At 70.7% G+C, this 13486-nt stretch carries 15 protein-coding genes; 7 read left to right on the top strand and 8 right to left on the bottom strand.

The window, feature by feature from the left end:
- Window positions 1–83 precede the first annotated feature (83 nt).
- Window positions 84–1013 carry an NADP-dependent oxidoreductase gene (locus ACZ4FV_RS49785; protein WP_465327951.1) on the bottom strand — a complete coding sequence of 310 codons (930 nt, stop codon included), beginning with the start codon at window positions 1011–1013 and terminating at the stop codon, window positions 84–86.
- Between the two features lie 77 nt (window positions 1014–1090).
- Between ACZ4FV_RS49785 and ACZ4FV_RS49780 the strand changes: the two genes are divergently transcribed.
- A complete protein-coding gene (locus tag ACZ4FV_RS49780; RefSeq protein WP_465327949.1) occupies window positions 1091–1471 on the top strand; it encodes a winged helix-turn-helix transcriptional regulator in 381 nt (126 codons plus the stop codon).
- A gap of 589 nt (window positions 1472–2060) precedes the next feature.
- On the opposite strand, the gene ACZ4FV_RS49775 is transcribed toward ACZ4FV_RS49780, so the two are convergent.
- From ACZ4FV_RS49775 to ACZ4FV_RS49760, 4 genes are all read right to left on the bottom strand, one after another.
- Window positions 2061–2783, bottom strand: coding sequence for an alpha/beta hydrolase (locus ACZ4FV_RS49775; RefSeq protein ID WP_465327947.1), 723 nt, complete (start codon window positions 2781–2783; stop codon window positions 2061–2063).
- A gap of 132 nt (window positions 2784–2915) precedes the next feature.
- Window positions 2916–3887: an alpha/beta hydrolase gene (locus ACZ4FV_RS49770; RefSeq protein ID WP_395870760.1), complete on the bottom strand. Its 972-nt coding sequence runs from the start codon at window positions 3885–3887 to the stop codon at window positions 2916–2918.
- A 299-nt stretch (window positions 3888–4186) separates the two neighbouring features.
- Complete coding sequence (locus ACZ4FV_RS49765) at window positions 4187–5017, bottom strand: alpha/beta fold hydrolase (protein ID WP_465327945.1); 831 nt, start codon at window positions 5015–5017, stop codon at window positions 4187–4189.
- A gap of 294 nt (window positions 5018–5311) precedes the next feature.
- On the bottom strand, window positions 5312–6559 hold the full coding sequence (locus ACZ4FV_RS49760) for a PucR family transcriptional regulator (RefSeq protein ID WP_465327943.1): 1248 nt from the start codon (window positions 6557–6559) through the stop codon (window positions 5312–5314).
- Window positions 6560–7258: 699 nt separating this feature from the next.
- Here ACZ4FV_RS49760 and ACZ4FV_RS49755 point away from each other — a divergent pair.
- From ACZ4FV_RS49755 to ACZ4FV_RS49740, 4 genes are all read left to right on the top strand, one after another.
- Window positions 7259–7429 (top strand): hypothetical protein, encoded by a 171-nt coding sequence (locus ACZ4FV_RS49755; protein ID WP_465327941.1) that lies wholly within the window; start codon window positions 7259–7261, stop codon window positions 7427–7429.
- 1148 nt (window positions 7430–8577) lie between these two features.
- Complete coding sequence (locus ACZ4FV_RS49750) at window positions 8578–9372, top strand: SigB/SigF/SigG family RNA polymerase sigma factor (protein ID WP_402238895.1); 795 nt, start codon at window positions 8578–8580, stop codon at window positions 9370–9372.
- A 325-nt stretch (window positions 9373–9697) separates the two neighbouring features.
- A complete protein-coding gene (locus ACZ4FV_RS49745; protein WP_395870748.1) occupies window positions 9698–10135 on the top strand; it encodes a hypothetical protein in 438 nt (145 codons plus the stop codon).
- A gap of 428 nt (window positions 10136–10563) precedes the next feature.
- Window positions 10564–10965 (top strand): hypothetical protein, encoded by a 402-nt coding sequence (locus tag ACZ4FV_RS49740; protein WP_395870747.1) that lies wholly within the window; start codon window positions 10564–10566, stop codon window positions 10963–10965.
- Window positions 10966–11373: 408 nt separating this feature from the next.
- On the opposite strand, the gene ACZ4FV_RS49735 is transcribed toward ACZ4FV_RS49740, so the two are convergent.
- On the bottom strand, window positions 11374–11544 hold the full coding sequence (locus ACZ4FV_RS49735) for a DUF5670 family protein (RefSeq protein ID WP_020554947.1): 171 nt from the start codon (window positions 11542–11544) through the stop codon (window positions 11374–11376).
- A 187-nt stretch (window positions 11545–11731) separates the two neighbouring features.
- On the opposite strand from ACZ4FV_RS49735, the gene ACZ4FV_RS49730 reads away from it, so the two are divergent.
- Together ACZ4FV_RS49730 and ACZ4FV_RS49725 are read left to right on the top strand one after the other, a co-directional pair.
- Window positions 11732–12007 carry a hypothetical protein gene (locus ACZ4FV_RS49730; protein WP_465327953.1) on the top strand — a complete coding sequence of 92 codons (276 nt, stop codon included), beginning with the start codon at window positions 11732–11734 and terminating at the stop codon, window positions 12005–12007.
- A gap of 32 nt (window positions 12008–12039) precedes the next feature.
- Window positions 12040–12207: a hypothetical protein gene (locus tag ACZ4FV_RS49725; protein ID WP_465327938.1), complete on the top strand. Its 168-nt coding sequence runs from the start codon at window positions 12040–12042 to the stop codon at window positions 12205–12207.
- 347 nt (window positions 12208–12554) lie between these two features.
- Here ACZ4FV_RS49725 and ACZ4FV_RS49720 read toward each other — a convergent pair whose 3' ends face one another.
- Together ACZ4FV_RS49720 and ACZ4FV_RS49715 are read right to left on the bottom strand one after the other, a co-directional pair.
- Entirely contained in the window at window positions 12555–12785 is a 231-nt protein-coding gene (locus ACZ4FV_RS49720; RefSeq protein ID WP_402238899.1) for a hypothetical protein, read from the bottom strand.
- A gap of 208 nt (window positions 12786–12993) precedes the next feature.
- Window positions 12994–13344, bottom strand: coding sequence for a MerR family transcriptional regulator (locus ACZ4FV_RS49715; protein ID WP_395870741.1), 351 nt, complete (start codon window positions 13342–13344; stop codon window positions 12994–12996).
- Window positions 13345–13486 lie beyond the last annotated feature (142 nt).

The following is a 13486-nucleotide window of genomic DNA, read 5'->3' as shown; positions in this document are numbered from 1 at the left end:
ACCCCCACCCCCCCCCCGACCCACACCCCCCCCACCCCCCCCCCCCCCCGGCCCCCCCCCCCCCCCCCCCCCCCGCGACGGGATCAGATGGTGAGGACGACTTTGCCCTGGAGGTGGCCGGCGTCGAGCAATCGGTGTGCGTCGGCGACGCGTTCGAAGGAGAACGTCTCCTGGACGTGGACCCGGAGCCTGCCCTGTTCGACCAGTTCGACGAGACCTCGCAGGGCCACCGGGTCGGGGTCGACCGCGACGCCGCTGAAGCGCATCCCGGCCGCCTCGTACGCGGCGATCAGCCCCGCGTCGTCCTCGGCGACCGCCGTCACCAGGTGACCGCCCGGGCGCAGTACGGCGAGGGAGCGTTCGACGGTGTCGCCGCCGATCGTGTCGAGTACGACGTCGACGTCGCGGACGGCCTCGGTGAAGTCGACCCTGGTGTAGTCGATCACTTCGTCGGCGCCGAACTGCTCGACGAAGTCCCGCTTGTTGACGCCGGCGGTCGTGATCACGTGCGCGCCGAGTGCCTTCGCGATCTGGATCGCGACGTGGCCGACTCCGCCGCCTCCGCCGTGGACCAGGACCCGGTCGCCGTCGCCGACGCCGGCGAGGTCGACCAGGCCCTGCCACGCCGTCAGCCCGACGATCGGCAGCGCCGCCGCCTCGACGTGCGAGAGCGACGCCGGCTTGTGTACCAGGTGCAGCGCCGGCGCGGCGACGACCTCGGCGTACGCGTTCGCCGCGCGCGGGAACAGCGGCATCCCGAACACCTCGTCGCCGGGCTTGAACCGCCACGTCAGCGGACCGTCCTCGACCACGCCGCTGACGTCCCAGCCGAGGACGAAGGGCGGTCGGCCGAGCAGCGGGAACTCGCCGGCGCGCAGGCGCGCCTCCAGCGGGTTGAGCCCGATCGCCTTGACGCGGACGAGAACCTCGGTCGGCAACGCTCGTGGCTCGGGTGCCTCCACGACGGTGAGCACCTCGGGACCGCCGAGGGTGTGCTGGGTGACGACTCGCATGACTCTCCTGACGTCCAAAGAAGGGGGAGAAACCCAGGCTAGATTTCCGACGGGAACCCGCAGGTACCTTTGGCGCCATGAGCGGATTCGGTCTTGGTGATCCCTTTCTCTCCGACTGTCCGGCGCGTCTGGCGATCGAACTCATCGCCGACAAGTGGACGGCGGTCGTGCTGTATGGCCTCAGCAAGGGCCCGGTACGCCACGGCGAACCGATCGAACTGATCGGCGGCATCTCCCGCAAGATGCTCACCCAGACCCTCCGACGGCTCGAGGCGCACGGACTCGTCCGCCGCCACGCCTACGCCGAGGTGCCGCCCCGCGTGGAGTACGAGCTCACCCCGCTCGGGGCGACGCTGATCGATCCGATCCACATGCTGACCGAGTGGGCGAGGGCGAACGGCGACGCGGTGCTCGATGCGCTCGACGCCGGTCCCGAGCCGGTCGCCCACAGCGACTGATGCCCCGCTCTGCGTGTACCGGCTGGATTCGAGGATGGCGTCGTTGTAGTCGCTGTCGTCGCCGTTGTCCGCGACGATCACGAGCAGGTTGTAAGCGCCGATCCCGTACGGGCCGCCGCTGTTGAGGCTGCTCGGCTTGACCGCACCGCCGCCGTCGGCGCCGATGGTTCCCGGGAGTGGGGCGCTGGGAGTGAGAGCTGAGCGCCTGCGGTGACGAGACTCCTCGAGGGAGGGGTCGGCCGATGATCGCCCGTGGGGCCGGATCTGCTCACCGTCGGGTTCCGGTGGCCGGAGCCGTTTCCCGTGCCCTGGAACGCCGTCCGATCCGGGGGCCGGGTCGTGAGAAGCGGGGTCGGACATGCCGAGCCCCTGCGGGATGCAGGCGCGGGGGTCTCGGTGTGTTGCGCGCAACGCGGCCTCGTCGGTCGCCGCGCGCGACCGGGCCGGGTCGCCCGCCGTGGGCGACCGCGGCCTGGCCCCGGCGCGGGTCAGGTGCCATGGCGTGGGATTGCGCGCGGTGCGCGCGGGCGGACACGCCGCGCGTGATGTGGTGAGCATCCACGCGGCGTGGCCGCGCCGGGGTCCGGGGTCAGGTCGTCGCGCGGACGGCGTCGCGGATCAGGTCCGCGACCTCCTTGGGCCGGGAGACTGCCACGGCGTGGGACGCGCCCTCGATCTCGACGGTGGTGGCACCCGCGCGCTCGGCGCCGAAGCGTTCGACGTCGGGGTTGATCGCCCGGTCCGCGGTGGCCACGAGTGCCCAGGAGGGCTTGGTCCGCCACGCGGCCGCGGTGGCCTTCTCGGTGAAGGCCGAGGCGGCGAGCGGACGCTGACCGACGGCCAGGGCCTTGGTCATGGACGCGGAGACGTCGGCGGCGAAGATGTCCGCGTACGCCGCGGTGGCGATGGTGACTTCGACCGCGGACGTCGCGCCCTCGGTCGGGTAGGTGGCCTGCTTCAGGTTGGCGGCCAGCGGCGAGTCGGGGAAGCGGCCCTGGAGCTCGCCCAGGCTCTCGCCCTCCTCCAGGACGTAGGCGGCCACGTAGACCAGTCCGACGACGTTCGGCGTCGTGCCGGCCACGGTGATGAGCGCACCGCCATAGGAGTGGCCGACCAGGACGACCGGTCCGTCGATCTGGGCGGCGGCGGAGGCGATGTACGCCGCGTCGGAGGCCAGTCCGCGCAACGGGTTCGGCGGGGCGACCACGGGAATGTCGTGGCCCTGCAGTTCCGCGATGACCCCGAGCCAGCTCGTGGAGTCGGCGAACGCGCCGTGGACGAGGAGGGCGGTGGGGGTGGGACGTGCGGTCATTCCGCTGCTTCCTTTGTTCTCGATGTGCTTCATCGGGTCGGTTCGTCGGGTCGGTCCGTCGGGTTGCTTCATCGGATCCGGTTCACCGGGTCGGCGCGTGCCAACGGTCGACGATGCGTGCTCGGTGCTTGGTCAACGGGTGTGCAGCGCGCGGCGCAGGGCTTCGACGGCCATCGTGATCGCGGCCTCCGCGGCGTGGGTTCCGCGCAGGGCGTTGAGCATGACGAAGTCGTGGATGATGCCCTGGAAGCGCACGGCGGTGACCGGGACACCGGCCTCGCGAAGCCTGTTCGCGTACGCCTCGCCCTCGTCGCGCAGGACGTCGGCCTCGCCGGTGATGACCAAGGCAGGCGGCAGACCCGTGAGTTGGTCGATGGTGGCTCTCAGCGGCGACGCGGTGATTTGGGCACGCTCGTCGGCGTCGGTGGTGTACTGGTCCCAGAACCATTGCATACCGTCGCGGCGCAGGAAGTAGCCCGTGGCGAATCGGTGGTACGAATCGGTGTCGAAGTTCGCGTCGGTCACCGGGTAGAACAACGTCTGCTGGACCAGGGGAACATCGCCTCGCTCCTTCGCCATCAGCGTCAGCGCGGCGGCCATGTTGCCGCCGACGGAGTCGCCGACCACGGCGAGCCGCGAGCCGTCCAGGCCCTTGGACGTGCCCTGCGCCACGACCCATTGGGCGACCGTGTAGTTCTGCTCGATGGCGACCGGGTACCGCGCCTCGGGGGAAAGGTCGTACTCGGGGAAAACCACGGCGGCGCCGGCACCGACGGCGAGTTCGCGAACCAGGCGGTCATGCGTGTGGGCGTTGCCGAAGACCCAGCCCGCACCGTGGATGTAGAGGATCACCGGGAGGCTGCCCGCGGCGCCGGCGGGTTTGACGATCCGCGCTCGCACGCTTCCCGTCGGGCCGCCCTGGACCGTGATCCACTCCTCGTCGACGTCCGGCATCTCGACTTCGCCGGACTGGACCTCGTCGACCGTCTTGCGTCCGGTCACCGGACCGAGGTCGAACAGGTAGGGCGGCTGGTCGGTCGCCGCTGCGAACGCCGCGGCGGCCTCTTCGAGCACCGGTCGGACCGGCTCGACGGCATCGGACATGCGAATCTCCTCGAATTTGGGCACGTCGACTCCGCCGACGAAATCCCGGATTGTGTGGGGAACAGCGGCCGCTCCGGTGGTTTCGACACGGAACGGCCAGTCCGTGGGCGTCGACGACGGAATCGAGTCGAAGCGCACGGAAGTGTGGGTGCCCAGCGACCCATCGACGCATCAGCGCATTGACGCGGACGGGCGGGAAAGCAGAAAAGATGTGCGGGATGGGGTGGGAATTTCATGGTGAACCGCGTACGCGGTTCACCATGGATGCCGCCCGACGACAGGATCTCCCTGTCCGGATCTCAGGACAGGAATTTGTCGACCACTGCATTGAAAGCGGCCGGATTCTCCAGGAAAGGGAAGTGTGAACTGGCCACGTCGGTCGGGAAGATGTGGAGTTGTGCGTCGGGAATCTGTTCGGCGATGAAGCGTTGCGACGCGGGGGACACGTGGCTTCCGTCGCAACCGATCACGAGGGTCGGGACGTCCACCCGGGGAAGCACGTCCCGCCAGTCCTGAGCGCAATGGTCGAACAACAGGGGAACGCCGGCGTGCGCGGGAGTGGATTCGATCTGCTCCGCGACGAAGGCGAGGATCGCGGGGTCGGTGTCGCCGGAAAACATGCCGCGCACGAAGTCCAGCCGCACGCGCCTGCCGTCCCGACCGGCAAGCGCCGCTCCGAGTTCGAGCAGGCCCGCCACGTCGAAGATGGCGCCGGACTCCTCCTGTTCGGCACGGGTCATCCAAGGCACCGCCGCGACGGCCGCAGGCTGATCGACCGCGACGAACCGGCGGATGCGGCCCGTTCCGTACTGATCCAGGAAACTCCACCACACCGAGACACCCATCGACCATCCGAGCGCGTCGAAGCGATCCAGTTCCAGGTGGTCGACGAGTTCGAGAACGTCCCGCGCCAGGCGAGCGATGCGATACCCGTGGTGCGGTTTCTCGGAAATTCCGTGGCCGCGCAGGTCCACCGTGACGACGCGACGGGCGGGGGAAAGACCGTCGAGCTGATTCCGGAACATCTCCTGGGTCTGTCCCCAACCGTGGAGCATGACCAGGGGCACGCCGTCGCCACCGCTGTCCCGGTAGACCAGTCGTACTCCGTCGTCCGTCGTCAGTTCGCCCATGACCGCATTCCTGTTCCGTGCCTTGCGTGGCGTCGGTGTGCGCCGACGCCCTCGATATCGCGTTCCCCGCGGCGCCGAGATTTCGATGTCCCGTCGTCCGCCTGGAACATTCTCGTTTCCCGGGCCCGGTCGCCGCTACCGCCGAACGTAGGGATCGGTCCGGGTGCCTTCATCGGTCTGTAGCAACCAGCCGACGACCGTATGGCCGCGTACCGAGGTTTTCCTCTCTTTGTGGAAACCGGGTCTGTCGGAGCGCGTATTCGAGGAATCGGTCGTGATGCCCGAGGGCGCTGCTCAGTCGGCGGCGGGCGCCCCGGCCGTCAACAGTTCCCGGATGCGTAGGCCCATGTGCAGCACGAGCCGGTCGGCACCGTTGTCCAGGTCGAGACCGGTGATCTCCTGGATCTGCCGCAGCCGGTAGTACAGCGACGTGCGGTGGACGTGCAGCGCTTCGGCGGTTCTGGGTACGGATCCGGCGTTCTCCAGGAAACAGCGCAGGGTTTCCTCCAAGCGCGCGGTGCCGTTGTTCTCCGTGAGGACACGCAGCGGCTTCGGTACGAGCGAGGCGTTGAGAGCCTGGTCCGGCAGCTGCAGTAGCACGGCGAACTCGCCCAGCTCGTCCCAGTCGCCGACGCCCCTCAGGTTCGGCAGTCGGCGGGCGGCGCGCATGGCCACGAGCGCCTGCTCGTACGAACTCCACGCACCCGCCAGACCCTCCTGGCGCCCCCCGACGCCGACCGTGGGAACCGCCGCCGCGTCGAGGAAGGTGCCGAGGGACTCGACGACGCGACGGGATTGCGCGGTGATCTCTCCCGAGTCCGGCAGCCGATCGCACAGTTGGAGCAGGACCGCGCGGTCCCGATCCACCGATATCGCGCCGGCGGCCCAACGCGTGCTGCGATATCCCTCCACCGCGGCCCGCAGCGCCGTCTCGACCTCGGCCGGCGAGCCGTGCGGGCGGGAGACCCGCACGACGGTCACCACCGAATGCGCCGCGTCCACCCACAGGCCGCGGTCGATCCCCTGCTCCAGAGCGACGGCGCGCCCGACGGGATCCGTGCCCAGGAGGCCGCGAAGCAGTTCGTGTGTGCCGCTCTCCTCGGCCTCGGTGGCCACGTATTCCGCATACATCTGTGCGGCCACCGCGCGCGCCGCCCGCCCGATCGCGTCGGTCTCCTCGGCCGAGAGCGTCTTGTCCGCTGCGACGACCATCAGCAGACCCAGCAGTCGGCCCCGCTCCCGCAGGGGCACGCAGTAGCGGGGCAGCAGTCCCAGGTCGTCCCGGCCCTCGATGAAGCCCGGCCCGGCCCACTGGGCGACGCCCTGACCAAGGACGTAGCGGATGACCTCGTCGTCCGCGAGCCCTTGCAACAAACTGCGCACACGCACCGGGTCCTCGTCCCCGAAGTGCCTGCTCGAGCAGATCAGACGGACCAACGGGTCGTCCAGGACGACGGACCGGCCCAGTTCCTCCGCGAGCGCATCGATCAATGCCCGGAGAGCGCCGCTGCCGACCTGCGCCCGTTGGAACCGCTTCGACATCCCTTGTCCCCTCTAAAAGACATATTTCTACAATCCGTGAAACCAGACGACCAAATTTTCGACACTCCGAGGCAGTGTGAGTTACGGCTCAGTAACTTCGTTCCGCGCACCGCGTCGGCTCACGAGCCGGTGGCCCGCTTGCGCCGCGTGCGATCCGCGGTCGGACCCGATACGGCCCCCGTGGGCGGAACTTCGCCGATCCACGCCGATCCGTTCGCACCGTCGCCCCACCCGGTGCACCACGACGGGAGGAGAAGACGTCTCCACATGCCGCCCTCCGCCAGGTGAGCGCGAGTGCCGCACAGGACGGCGCGGTGGCGTCGTCGGGGAGCGGGGAAGGTCACTCGGACGGGCGACCCATCCATGGCCGGGAGGGCCGGCAGGAACATGGCGGGCGCCGCTGGGTGAGCGCGGCCCGGAACACCGACGCCGTGGCGCGGGCGGTCTGTCCCCGGTCGTAGACACGGCCGAACTCGCGGATCTCCTCCTCGGACCGCCTCGGGCGCCGGAACGCGAGCATGCCTTCGTCGAGCTCCGTCGGCTCCGAGCCCGACCACCCAGGATTCGGACCTCCCGCGCCCTGCCGTTCGACGCATCCGGCGTCGGAGCCTGGACACCGGGTAGGCGCCGGGTATCGGCGGTGGTCCGGGACCGGACACCGGACCCGGGCGGCCCCACCCGACCGGGAGGACCCCGTCCATGCCCACCACCCGCCACGAGGACCTGCGCGAGGCGATCGCCCAGGCCCGCGAAGCCCTCGCCGCCCACCCCGACAGCGCCACCTCTACGGCCCTGGCCGACCTCCTCGCCGCCGCCGGACCCTTCGCCAACCTCATCCCCGCCGTCCCTCACCCCGCACGGCGCGCATGAGCGGCCCACCACGCGAGCGGCCGGGCGTCACGGCGCCGCGAGGCTGCCGCCGGCCCGGGCCGCGCGGCCCCCACACTCCCCAAATCGGGCCCGGCCGGCGCGCGGGACGCGGGCGTCCGTCGCAAAATCGACGGGTGGACAGGCCCGGAGTACACGCCTACCTCGAACTCGCCGACGGCACCGGCGCCGAGGTCACCGTCGACCTGTACGACTGGCCCGACCCCCGCAGCCCCCTCCCGGCCCTCTGGAGCGCGATTGTCACCGACGGCCCGCCCCTGCCCGAGGGCACCGAAGGGGTCCTGCACCCGGATGAGGAAAGCCCGGTCGACGGCCACCCCTTCGTCGTCATCGCCTCCGCCGGCAGTTCCTCGCAACTCCGCGGCCGCGAACACGGACCACCCCGGGGCGCGGCACCCGGCTCGCCCGGACCCGGGCATGCGGGCGGGCGCCTCCTCCCCTGCCGGAAAGAGACGCCCACCCACCACACGCGCCCCTCCCCGGGCCCAGAAACGGGGAGGAACCGCGCGCCACCATCCCTGCCCCGCCCGCGGCGCGCCGCACGCGCCCGAGCGGGTGAACCACGAGAGCGGTGAACACGGACTCGCCGCGCGTCTCCCGGCGACGCGCGATCGAACGGGCACAGCGCCACGGATTCCCGGTCACGGAGCTGCCCCACCACGCCGGACGGCGGGTCGGGATTCCCACGAAGGCCCACGAGCCCACCCGGACCCGATGCCCGTGCCCGATGCCCGTGTCCGCGCCCGTACCGCCCACGGACGATGCGGAGCGATCGGTTGAGGAGCACACCCCCACGCCTGCCCCGTTCGCCCGAACGGCCGCACCACCCCTCGGACTTAGCCCGTCAACCGCCCTTTTGCCGAGAAGTTCCGATTTAGGTGTGTTTCCCTGTGATCGTCCCTGTGTTCAGGGTCGGCGGGAGTGTGACACGGCAGCACGCCTGGAGGGATGGTGTCGCGTATGGGCCGCACTCCCGTCGGCCGCGTGCGCGCGAATGCGTCCCACCGGGAAGGTGTGGACGGGTCGCGGGGTGGAAGGCATCGACGGACGACCCCGCCCCGGGCCGTCGTGCCCGCCCTTCCCGGCGATCCCCCGGCATCCGACACGCACCCGTTCGGAGGCCCATCTCGATGACCCTGACCCCCAACGGCGTCGACGCCCCGCGCGGCCCGCGCACCGTCACCGACCGCAACCTCACTCGCCTCGCCGGCCTGGAGCCGGGTACTCCCGCGCACGCCGCGCTGCGCAACGAGATCGTCGAGGACAACCTCAACCTCGTCGCCCACGCCTGCAACCGCTACACCCACCGCGCCGACCTGCGCGAAGACCTGCGCCAGGTCGCCGCGATCGGCCTGATCAAGGCCGTCGACGGCTACCGCCCAGGACACGGTGCCGCATTCCTGTCCTACGCGATCCCCACCATCGCGGGCGAGCTGAAACGCTACTTCCGCGACCACACCTGGGCCGTCCACGCCCGCCGCGGCGAACAAGAGCTCTACCTGCGACTCGTACGGGCCCGCGACGACCTCTCCGCGCGCCTGGGCCGCGAGCCCGACTTCGGGGAACTCGCCGCCGCCCTGGGCATGGACGAGAAGGAAGTACGCGTGGGCCTGGAGGTGGGAGCCGCCCTGCGCACCGACTCCCTCGACGCACCCCTCGGCGGCAACGACCCCACCGCCACCACCGGACACGACCTGCGCGGAGCACCCGACCCCGCACTCGACCTCGTCCTCAACCGCGAGACGCTGCGCCCGCTCATCGCCGAACTCGACGACCGCGACCGCCGCATCCTCAAACTCCGCTTCTGGGACGACCTCACCCAAGCCGAAATCGGCACCACCCTCGGCCTCTCCCAGATGCACGTCTCCCGACTCCTCACCCGAGCCTTCACCACCCTGCGCGAAGGCATGCTCGCCACCACATGAACCCCGAGCCTCGACCGGCACGGCCGAAGAACCGGCCGATCGGGCGACGAGGCACCGGGCACGGCGAGAACCCACGACCTGATCAAGCCCGAACTGCAGCAAGGCGCAACCGCCGCCACCCGGCCGGGCGGGGGCGGCCGGAACTCCTGAACCACGGGCCCGGAGGAGGGGCATTCACGGCGACCGAGGCGCTCCGGCCCCATCTTCCGAGGGTCGGAGCGCCACGATCCAAAGGTGCCACCTCCACCGACCCCGTCCACCGTCGGGCCTAATGCGGCGGAAGCACCGGCTCGCTACGAGGACCCGCCAGGCGAGAGGAACCGTCGTGCCCGATTCGACTTCGTCGTCCTTCGAGGACGCCCACCGTCGCCCCGACGGGGTGGACGACGCCACCGTGGCCGCTGTCGGGAAGGTGTCGGAGGCGTGGGAGTACACCGCCCGCGCCCGCGGCCACCTGTACGCGTTCCACCAGCTCACCGGCAGCGCCGACCGCATCCTCCAGGACGCGGTGGACATGCTGTGCCGGGCCGGGCACCAGGAGGCCGCCCGCGTCCTGGCGACCGAGATCGCCGGACGCAACGTCATCCCCGGGCACTGGACGTTCCAGATCGTCGAGGAATACGACCGCACCTACTATCAGCCGTTCGCCGACGCCGAGCAACGCCTGCGCCAGGACCTCGTCGGCGGCAGGCGGCACCTGTACGAGGCGGAGATGAAACGGCGCCTGCGCACTCGCGGACACCCCGACCACACGTGGGAATGAACCGGACCCCGAGGCCACAGGGGCGCCATCCGCGAAGTTTCCCCAGGGCAGGGCGGGTGCTCGATGTGGGCACCGGAACCGGGGCGGTGGCCCGCGCGGCAGCCGCCGCCGGTGCCCGGGCGTACTCGGTCGTCCTGGACCGGATGTGCGCCCAGGTCCCACGGCACCTCAGCCCCGCGGAGCGCTCCCGGTCGCGCACTCCGCGCTGTGCGGAGTGGGAACGACCCTGGCCCGCATGGCTCAGGGCAGTGCAGCCCGCCCGATACGGTCGCGAGCCTGGGGTTGCCCGAGATGGATGCCGTCGGCCGGCGCGTCGCGGCGCTTCCCTCCGGCACGACACAAATCGGGGGACGGCGCGCCGGGGACTAGGCTTGGGGGTGCCGCGTCCGCGCGGATGCGGTTCTCGGGGCCGAGATTGGCGGTATGCCATGACAACGCACAAGAACCAGCCGGACGAACATCGCAACAAGAGCGCCGGCGGCCGGGTCGACGCCGAGAATCGCGGCTGGTCCCCTTCGGTGAACGCCACCCACCAGGAGGACAACGACAGCGCGCACCGCTCGTTCCACCCCGACGAGTACGCCGCGCCTCCCGGGCCGGGGCGGATCGTGTCGAAGGAGGAGACCGAGGAGGTCCCCGGCGACACGGTCGAGAGCACCGGCCGACGCGGCGAGGAACAAGGCGGGAAATCCGGCGGCAAGGGCACCCACGACCGAGGCCCCAAGGGCCCGTCCCGCCGGCCGAGCGGAGGTGAGGACGCCTCCGCCGTCACGGGCATCGACCCCCAGGACGCGGACTCCCCCGACCCGCGCACCCCACGCCGCGCCTGACATCCGGACCACACCCGTCTCGTCTTCGTCGACACCTCCGAACGACAAGCTCCCCCAACCGGCGGGCCGGGTCGTGGCCCGGAATCGGCAGGCGCGCCGGCCCCGGGGCTGCGTACCGCGAGACCGGGATCGGTCGGGATCGGGATCGGGATACCGAGAACGCGGCGGGAACGGCGGGGGCCGGGGTCGCCGTGTGGAGGTGTGGATCCCCTGCGGGATCACGGTGGCCCCGGCCCGTGGTGTGACGCCTGCCCCCGAAACCGGTATTCATCTCCGGAAACGGTGTCCCGTATTCGGAGACGGTTTCGAGAATTCGTCGGGGAATGCCGAAACGGGCTGTGGTCCGACTCGTGTACTCCGAGTCGGACCACAGCCCGTTTCATCGTGTCGCCCGAGTGGGCGGCGCTGCTACCAGCGGTACCAGCGGCCACGGCCGCCACCGCTGCCGGCCGAGCGGAAAACGAACCCGAGTGCCCACACGATCAGGACGATCACGGCGATCCACCACAGGGCCTTCAAAGCGAAACCGGCACCGAAAAGGATCAGGGCGAGAAGCAGGACTACCAGCAGGGGAATCATTGTTTTACCTCCGACCCGCTTGTGCCCCACCCATTCGGGCGCATGCCTGAAAAGATGGCGGTTTACCGGGATGATTCCTGGAGAGGATTCGGCGTCGTTCCCCACCGTTCCCCACCGTTCCCCCCGCGATTCGATGCCCCGATCCTCGACCGGCAGGGTCTCGTAGTTCGTGTCCTACGCCGACGCTGTGATCTGGGGCTTCGCGCGGTGTCTCGTGACGTGTCCGGTCCCGAAACAGATCGGGCTGCCGTCCCGACACCGACTGGTGTTCGTGCCCCTGGACGGCGCCGTAGTCGGCCCCGGTTACGTCAAGGTCGCGTTCGACAAACCGTTGGTGAAGAAGGGCCCCGCGATCGGCACCGACGACGTGCTGCCCGCCGAGGACGAAGAAGCCGTCTTCACACCATTCGGCCTCCCCTACCGACCGGGCACCGCCGGCGAGCGGCAACTCGCCCGCCGCTGAACACCGCCCCAACGAATTCCCGGGAGGCGACGATGGCGCTCTCCCTCGCCCTGATCCTCGTCGCGATCGTCCTCGGCCTCGTCGGCACCGTCGCCGACGGGCTGGGCTACCTGCTGATCATCGGCATCGCGGTCCTCGTCGTCGCCCTGGTCTACGCCGCGGCGCGGTGGCGCCGCTCCGGCCGACGCCCCACCCGCTGACCGGGCCCGAGCGCCGGACAAGGCGACGACGACCGATGGACCGTCTCGGTGGCCTCCGGTATTCCGGTCGGCTTCGTGGTGTGGGTGGAGATGAGGTCGAGGTCGCCGCGCCGGCTTCGACCGGCCGCCTACTGACCACGGCGTGGGCGTCGCTGAAGCAGGCCACGCAGGCGTGACAGCTCGCGGCGAAACAGCGCCGGCGCATCGACGGCCACGTGAGTTCTGCCCGCCGTGCGCACCTCACGTCCACGAACGACGACTTCGACGACGAGGAATGGTGGCGGCGCACGGGCGAGGACGGACCCGTCCTCGGGTTCGCGGGCGGCCGAGCGGTGTCGTCGCGTTCGTCAGCGCGCGTGTCCGGCCGCGTCGTCGCGGGAGCCGTGGAGTCCGTGGAGGGCGGCGATGCGCGTGGCGCTGTTCGTGAGGCAGCTCGCGATGTCGCGCAGGTGGGACCTGTTGTACGAGTCGGTCGTCCAGCCGAGGTCGTCCATGCCCTTGACGGCGAGGAGCAACTGCTCCGCCGCCGCGGCCAATCGCTTCGCCAGGGCGGCCATGTCCGCTGGGTCCGGCTCCATCGCTGCCTCCAGATCATCGACCGGGCCCACGGCCCGCGTAGGTGTCCTCGTTGCGGGCTCCGCCGCGTTCCGGATGGGGGTTGCCGCTCATGCCGAGGACCCCGGTGGGATCTCGGGGAGGACCCGGCTCGGCGGTTTCGACGGCGGTGGCGTCGATCCGCGCCGGGGCGCGTGCCCGTGGAGGGCCGCGCCTGGCGTCCTCGGCGGGTCAGGGGCTTTCGTGTGGCCGGGTCTCGTTGGCGTCGCGCAGTTCGGCGTTCAGGCGCAGGGCTTCTTCGAGTTGGTCCTCGAGGATGACGATGCGGCAGGCGGCGTCGACGGCGGTGCCCTGGTCGACGAGTTCGCGGGCACGCTGGGCGATGCGCAACTGGTAGCGGGAGTAGCGGCGGTGGCCGCCCTCGGAACGCAGGGGGGTGATCAGGCCATACTCGCCGATCGCGCGCAGGAAGCCCTGGGAGGCGCCGATCAAGGCGGCCGCGCGGCCCATCGTGTAGGCGGGGTAGTCGTCGTCGTCGAGCCTGTCGGCCCTGGTCGGGGTGGAGCGGGAATCGGGGGCCATCGGCGCCTCTCTTGAGTTCACATTCGTCAAAGTCGTCAGGGAAACGCGTCGAGGGGCCCTGGTGCCGTACGGCACCAGGGCCCCCAAAAAAAACCCCCCCACCCCCCCCCCCCCCCGGGTCGTTCCCCCTGTTTCTTCGCTT

Source organism: Embleya sp. NPDC025285, assembly GCF_055558835.1.
The sequence above is the reverse complement of the archived record's forward strand: the minus strand, read 5'-3'. Positions and strand labels throughout refer to the sequence as shown.

Excerpts from the sequence above, each read along its gene's own strand:
- ACZ4FV_RS49755 (WP_465327941.1), top strand. The coding sequence starts at position 7,259 with ATGCCCACCACCCGCCACGAGGACCTGCGCGAGGCGATCGCCCAGGCC.
- ACZ4FV_RS49750 (WP_402238895.1), top strand. The coding sequence starts at position 8,578 with ATGACCCTGACCCCCAACGGCGTCGACGCCCCGCGCGGCCCGCGCACC.
- ACZ4FV_RS49740 (WP_395870747.1), top strand. The coding sequence starts at position 10,564 with ATGACAACGCACAAGAACCAGCCGGACGAACATCGCAACAAGAGCGCC.
- ACZ4FV_RS49720 (WP_402238899.1), bottom strand. The coding sequence starts at position 12,785 with ATGGAGCCGGACCCAGCGGACATGGCCGCCCTGGCGAAGCGATTGGCC.
- ACZ4FV_RS49735 (WP_020554947.1), bottom strand. The coding sequence starts at position 11,544 with ATGATTCCCCTGCTGGTAGTCCTGCTTCTCGCCCTGATCCTTTTCGGT.
- ACZ4FV_RS49715 (WP_395870741.1), bottom strand. The coding sequence starts at position 13,344 with ATGGCCCCCGATTCCCGCTCCACCCCGACCAGGGCCGACAGGCTCGAC.
- ACZ4FV_RS49765 (WP_465327945.1), bottom strand. The coding sequence starts at position 5,017 with ATGGGCGAACTGACGACGGACGACGGAGTACGACTGGTCTACCGGGAC.
- ACZ4FV_RS49780 (WP_465327949.1), top strand. The coding sequence starts at position 1,091 with ATGAGCGGATTCGGTCTTGGTGATCCCTTTCTCTCCGACTGTCCGGCG.
- ACZ4FV_RS49725 (WP_465327938.1), top strand. The coding sequence starts at position 12,040 with ATGGCGCTCTCCCTCGCCCTGATCCTCGTCGCGATCGTCCTCGGCCTC.
- ACZ4FV_RS49775 (WP_465327947.1), bottom strand. The coding sequence starts at position 2,783 with ATGACCGCACGTCCCACCCCCACCGCCCTCCTCGTCCACGGCGCGTTC.
- ACZ4FV_RS49770 (WP_395870760.1), bottom strand. The coding sequence starts at position 3,887 with ATGTCCGATGCCGTCGAGCCGGTCCGACCGGTGCTCGAAGAGGCCGCC.
- ACZ4FV_RS49760 (WP_465327943.1), bottom strand. The coding sequence starts at position 6,559 with ATGTCGAAGCGGTTCCAACGGGCGCAGGTCGGCAGCGGCGCTCTCCGG.
- ACZ4FV_RS49785 (WP_465327951.1), bottom strand. The coding sequence starts at position 1,013 with ATGCGAGTCGTCACCCAGCACACCCTCGGCGGTCCCGAGGTGCTCACC.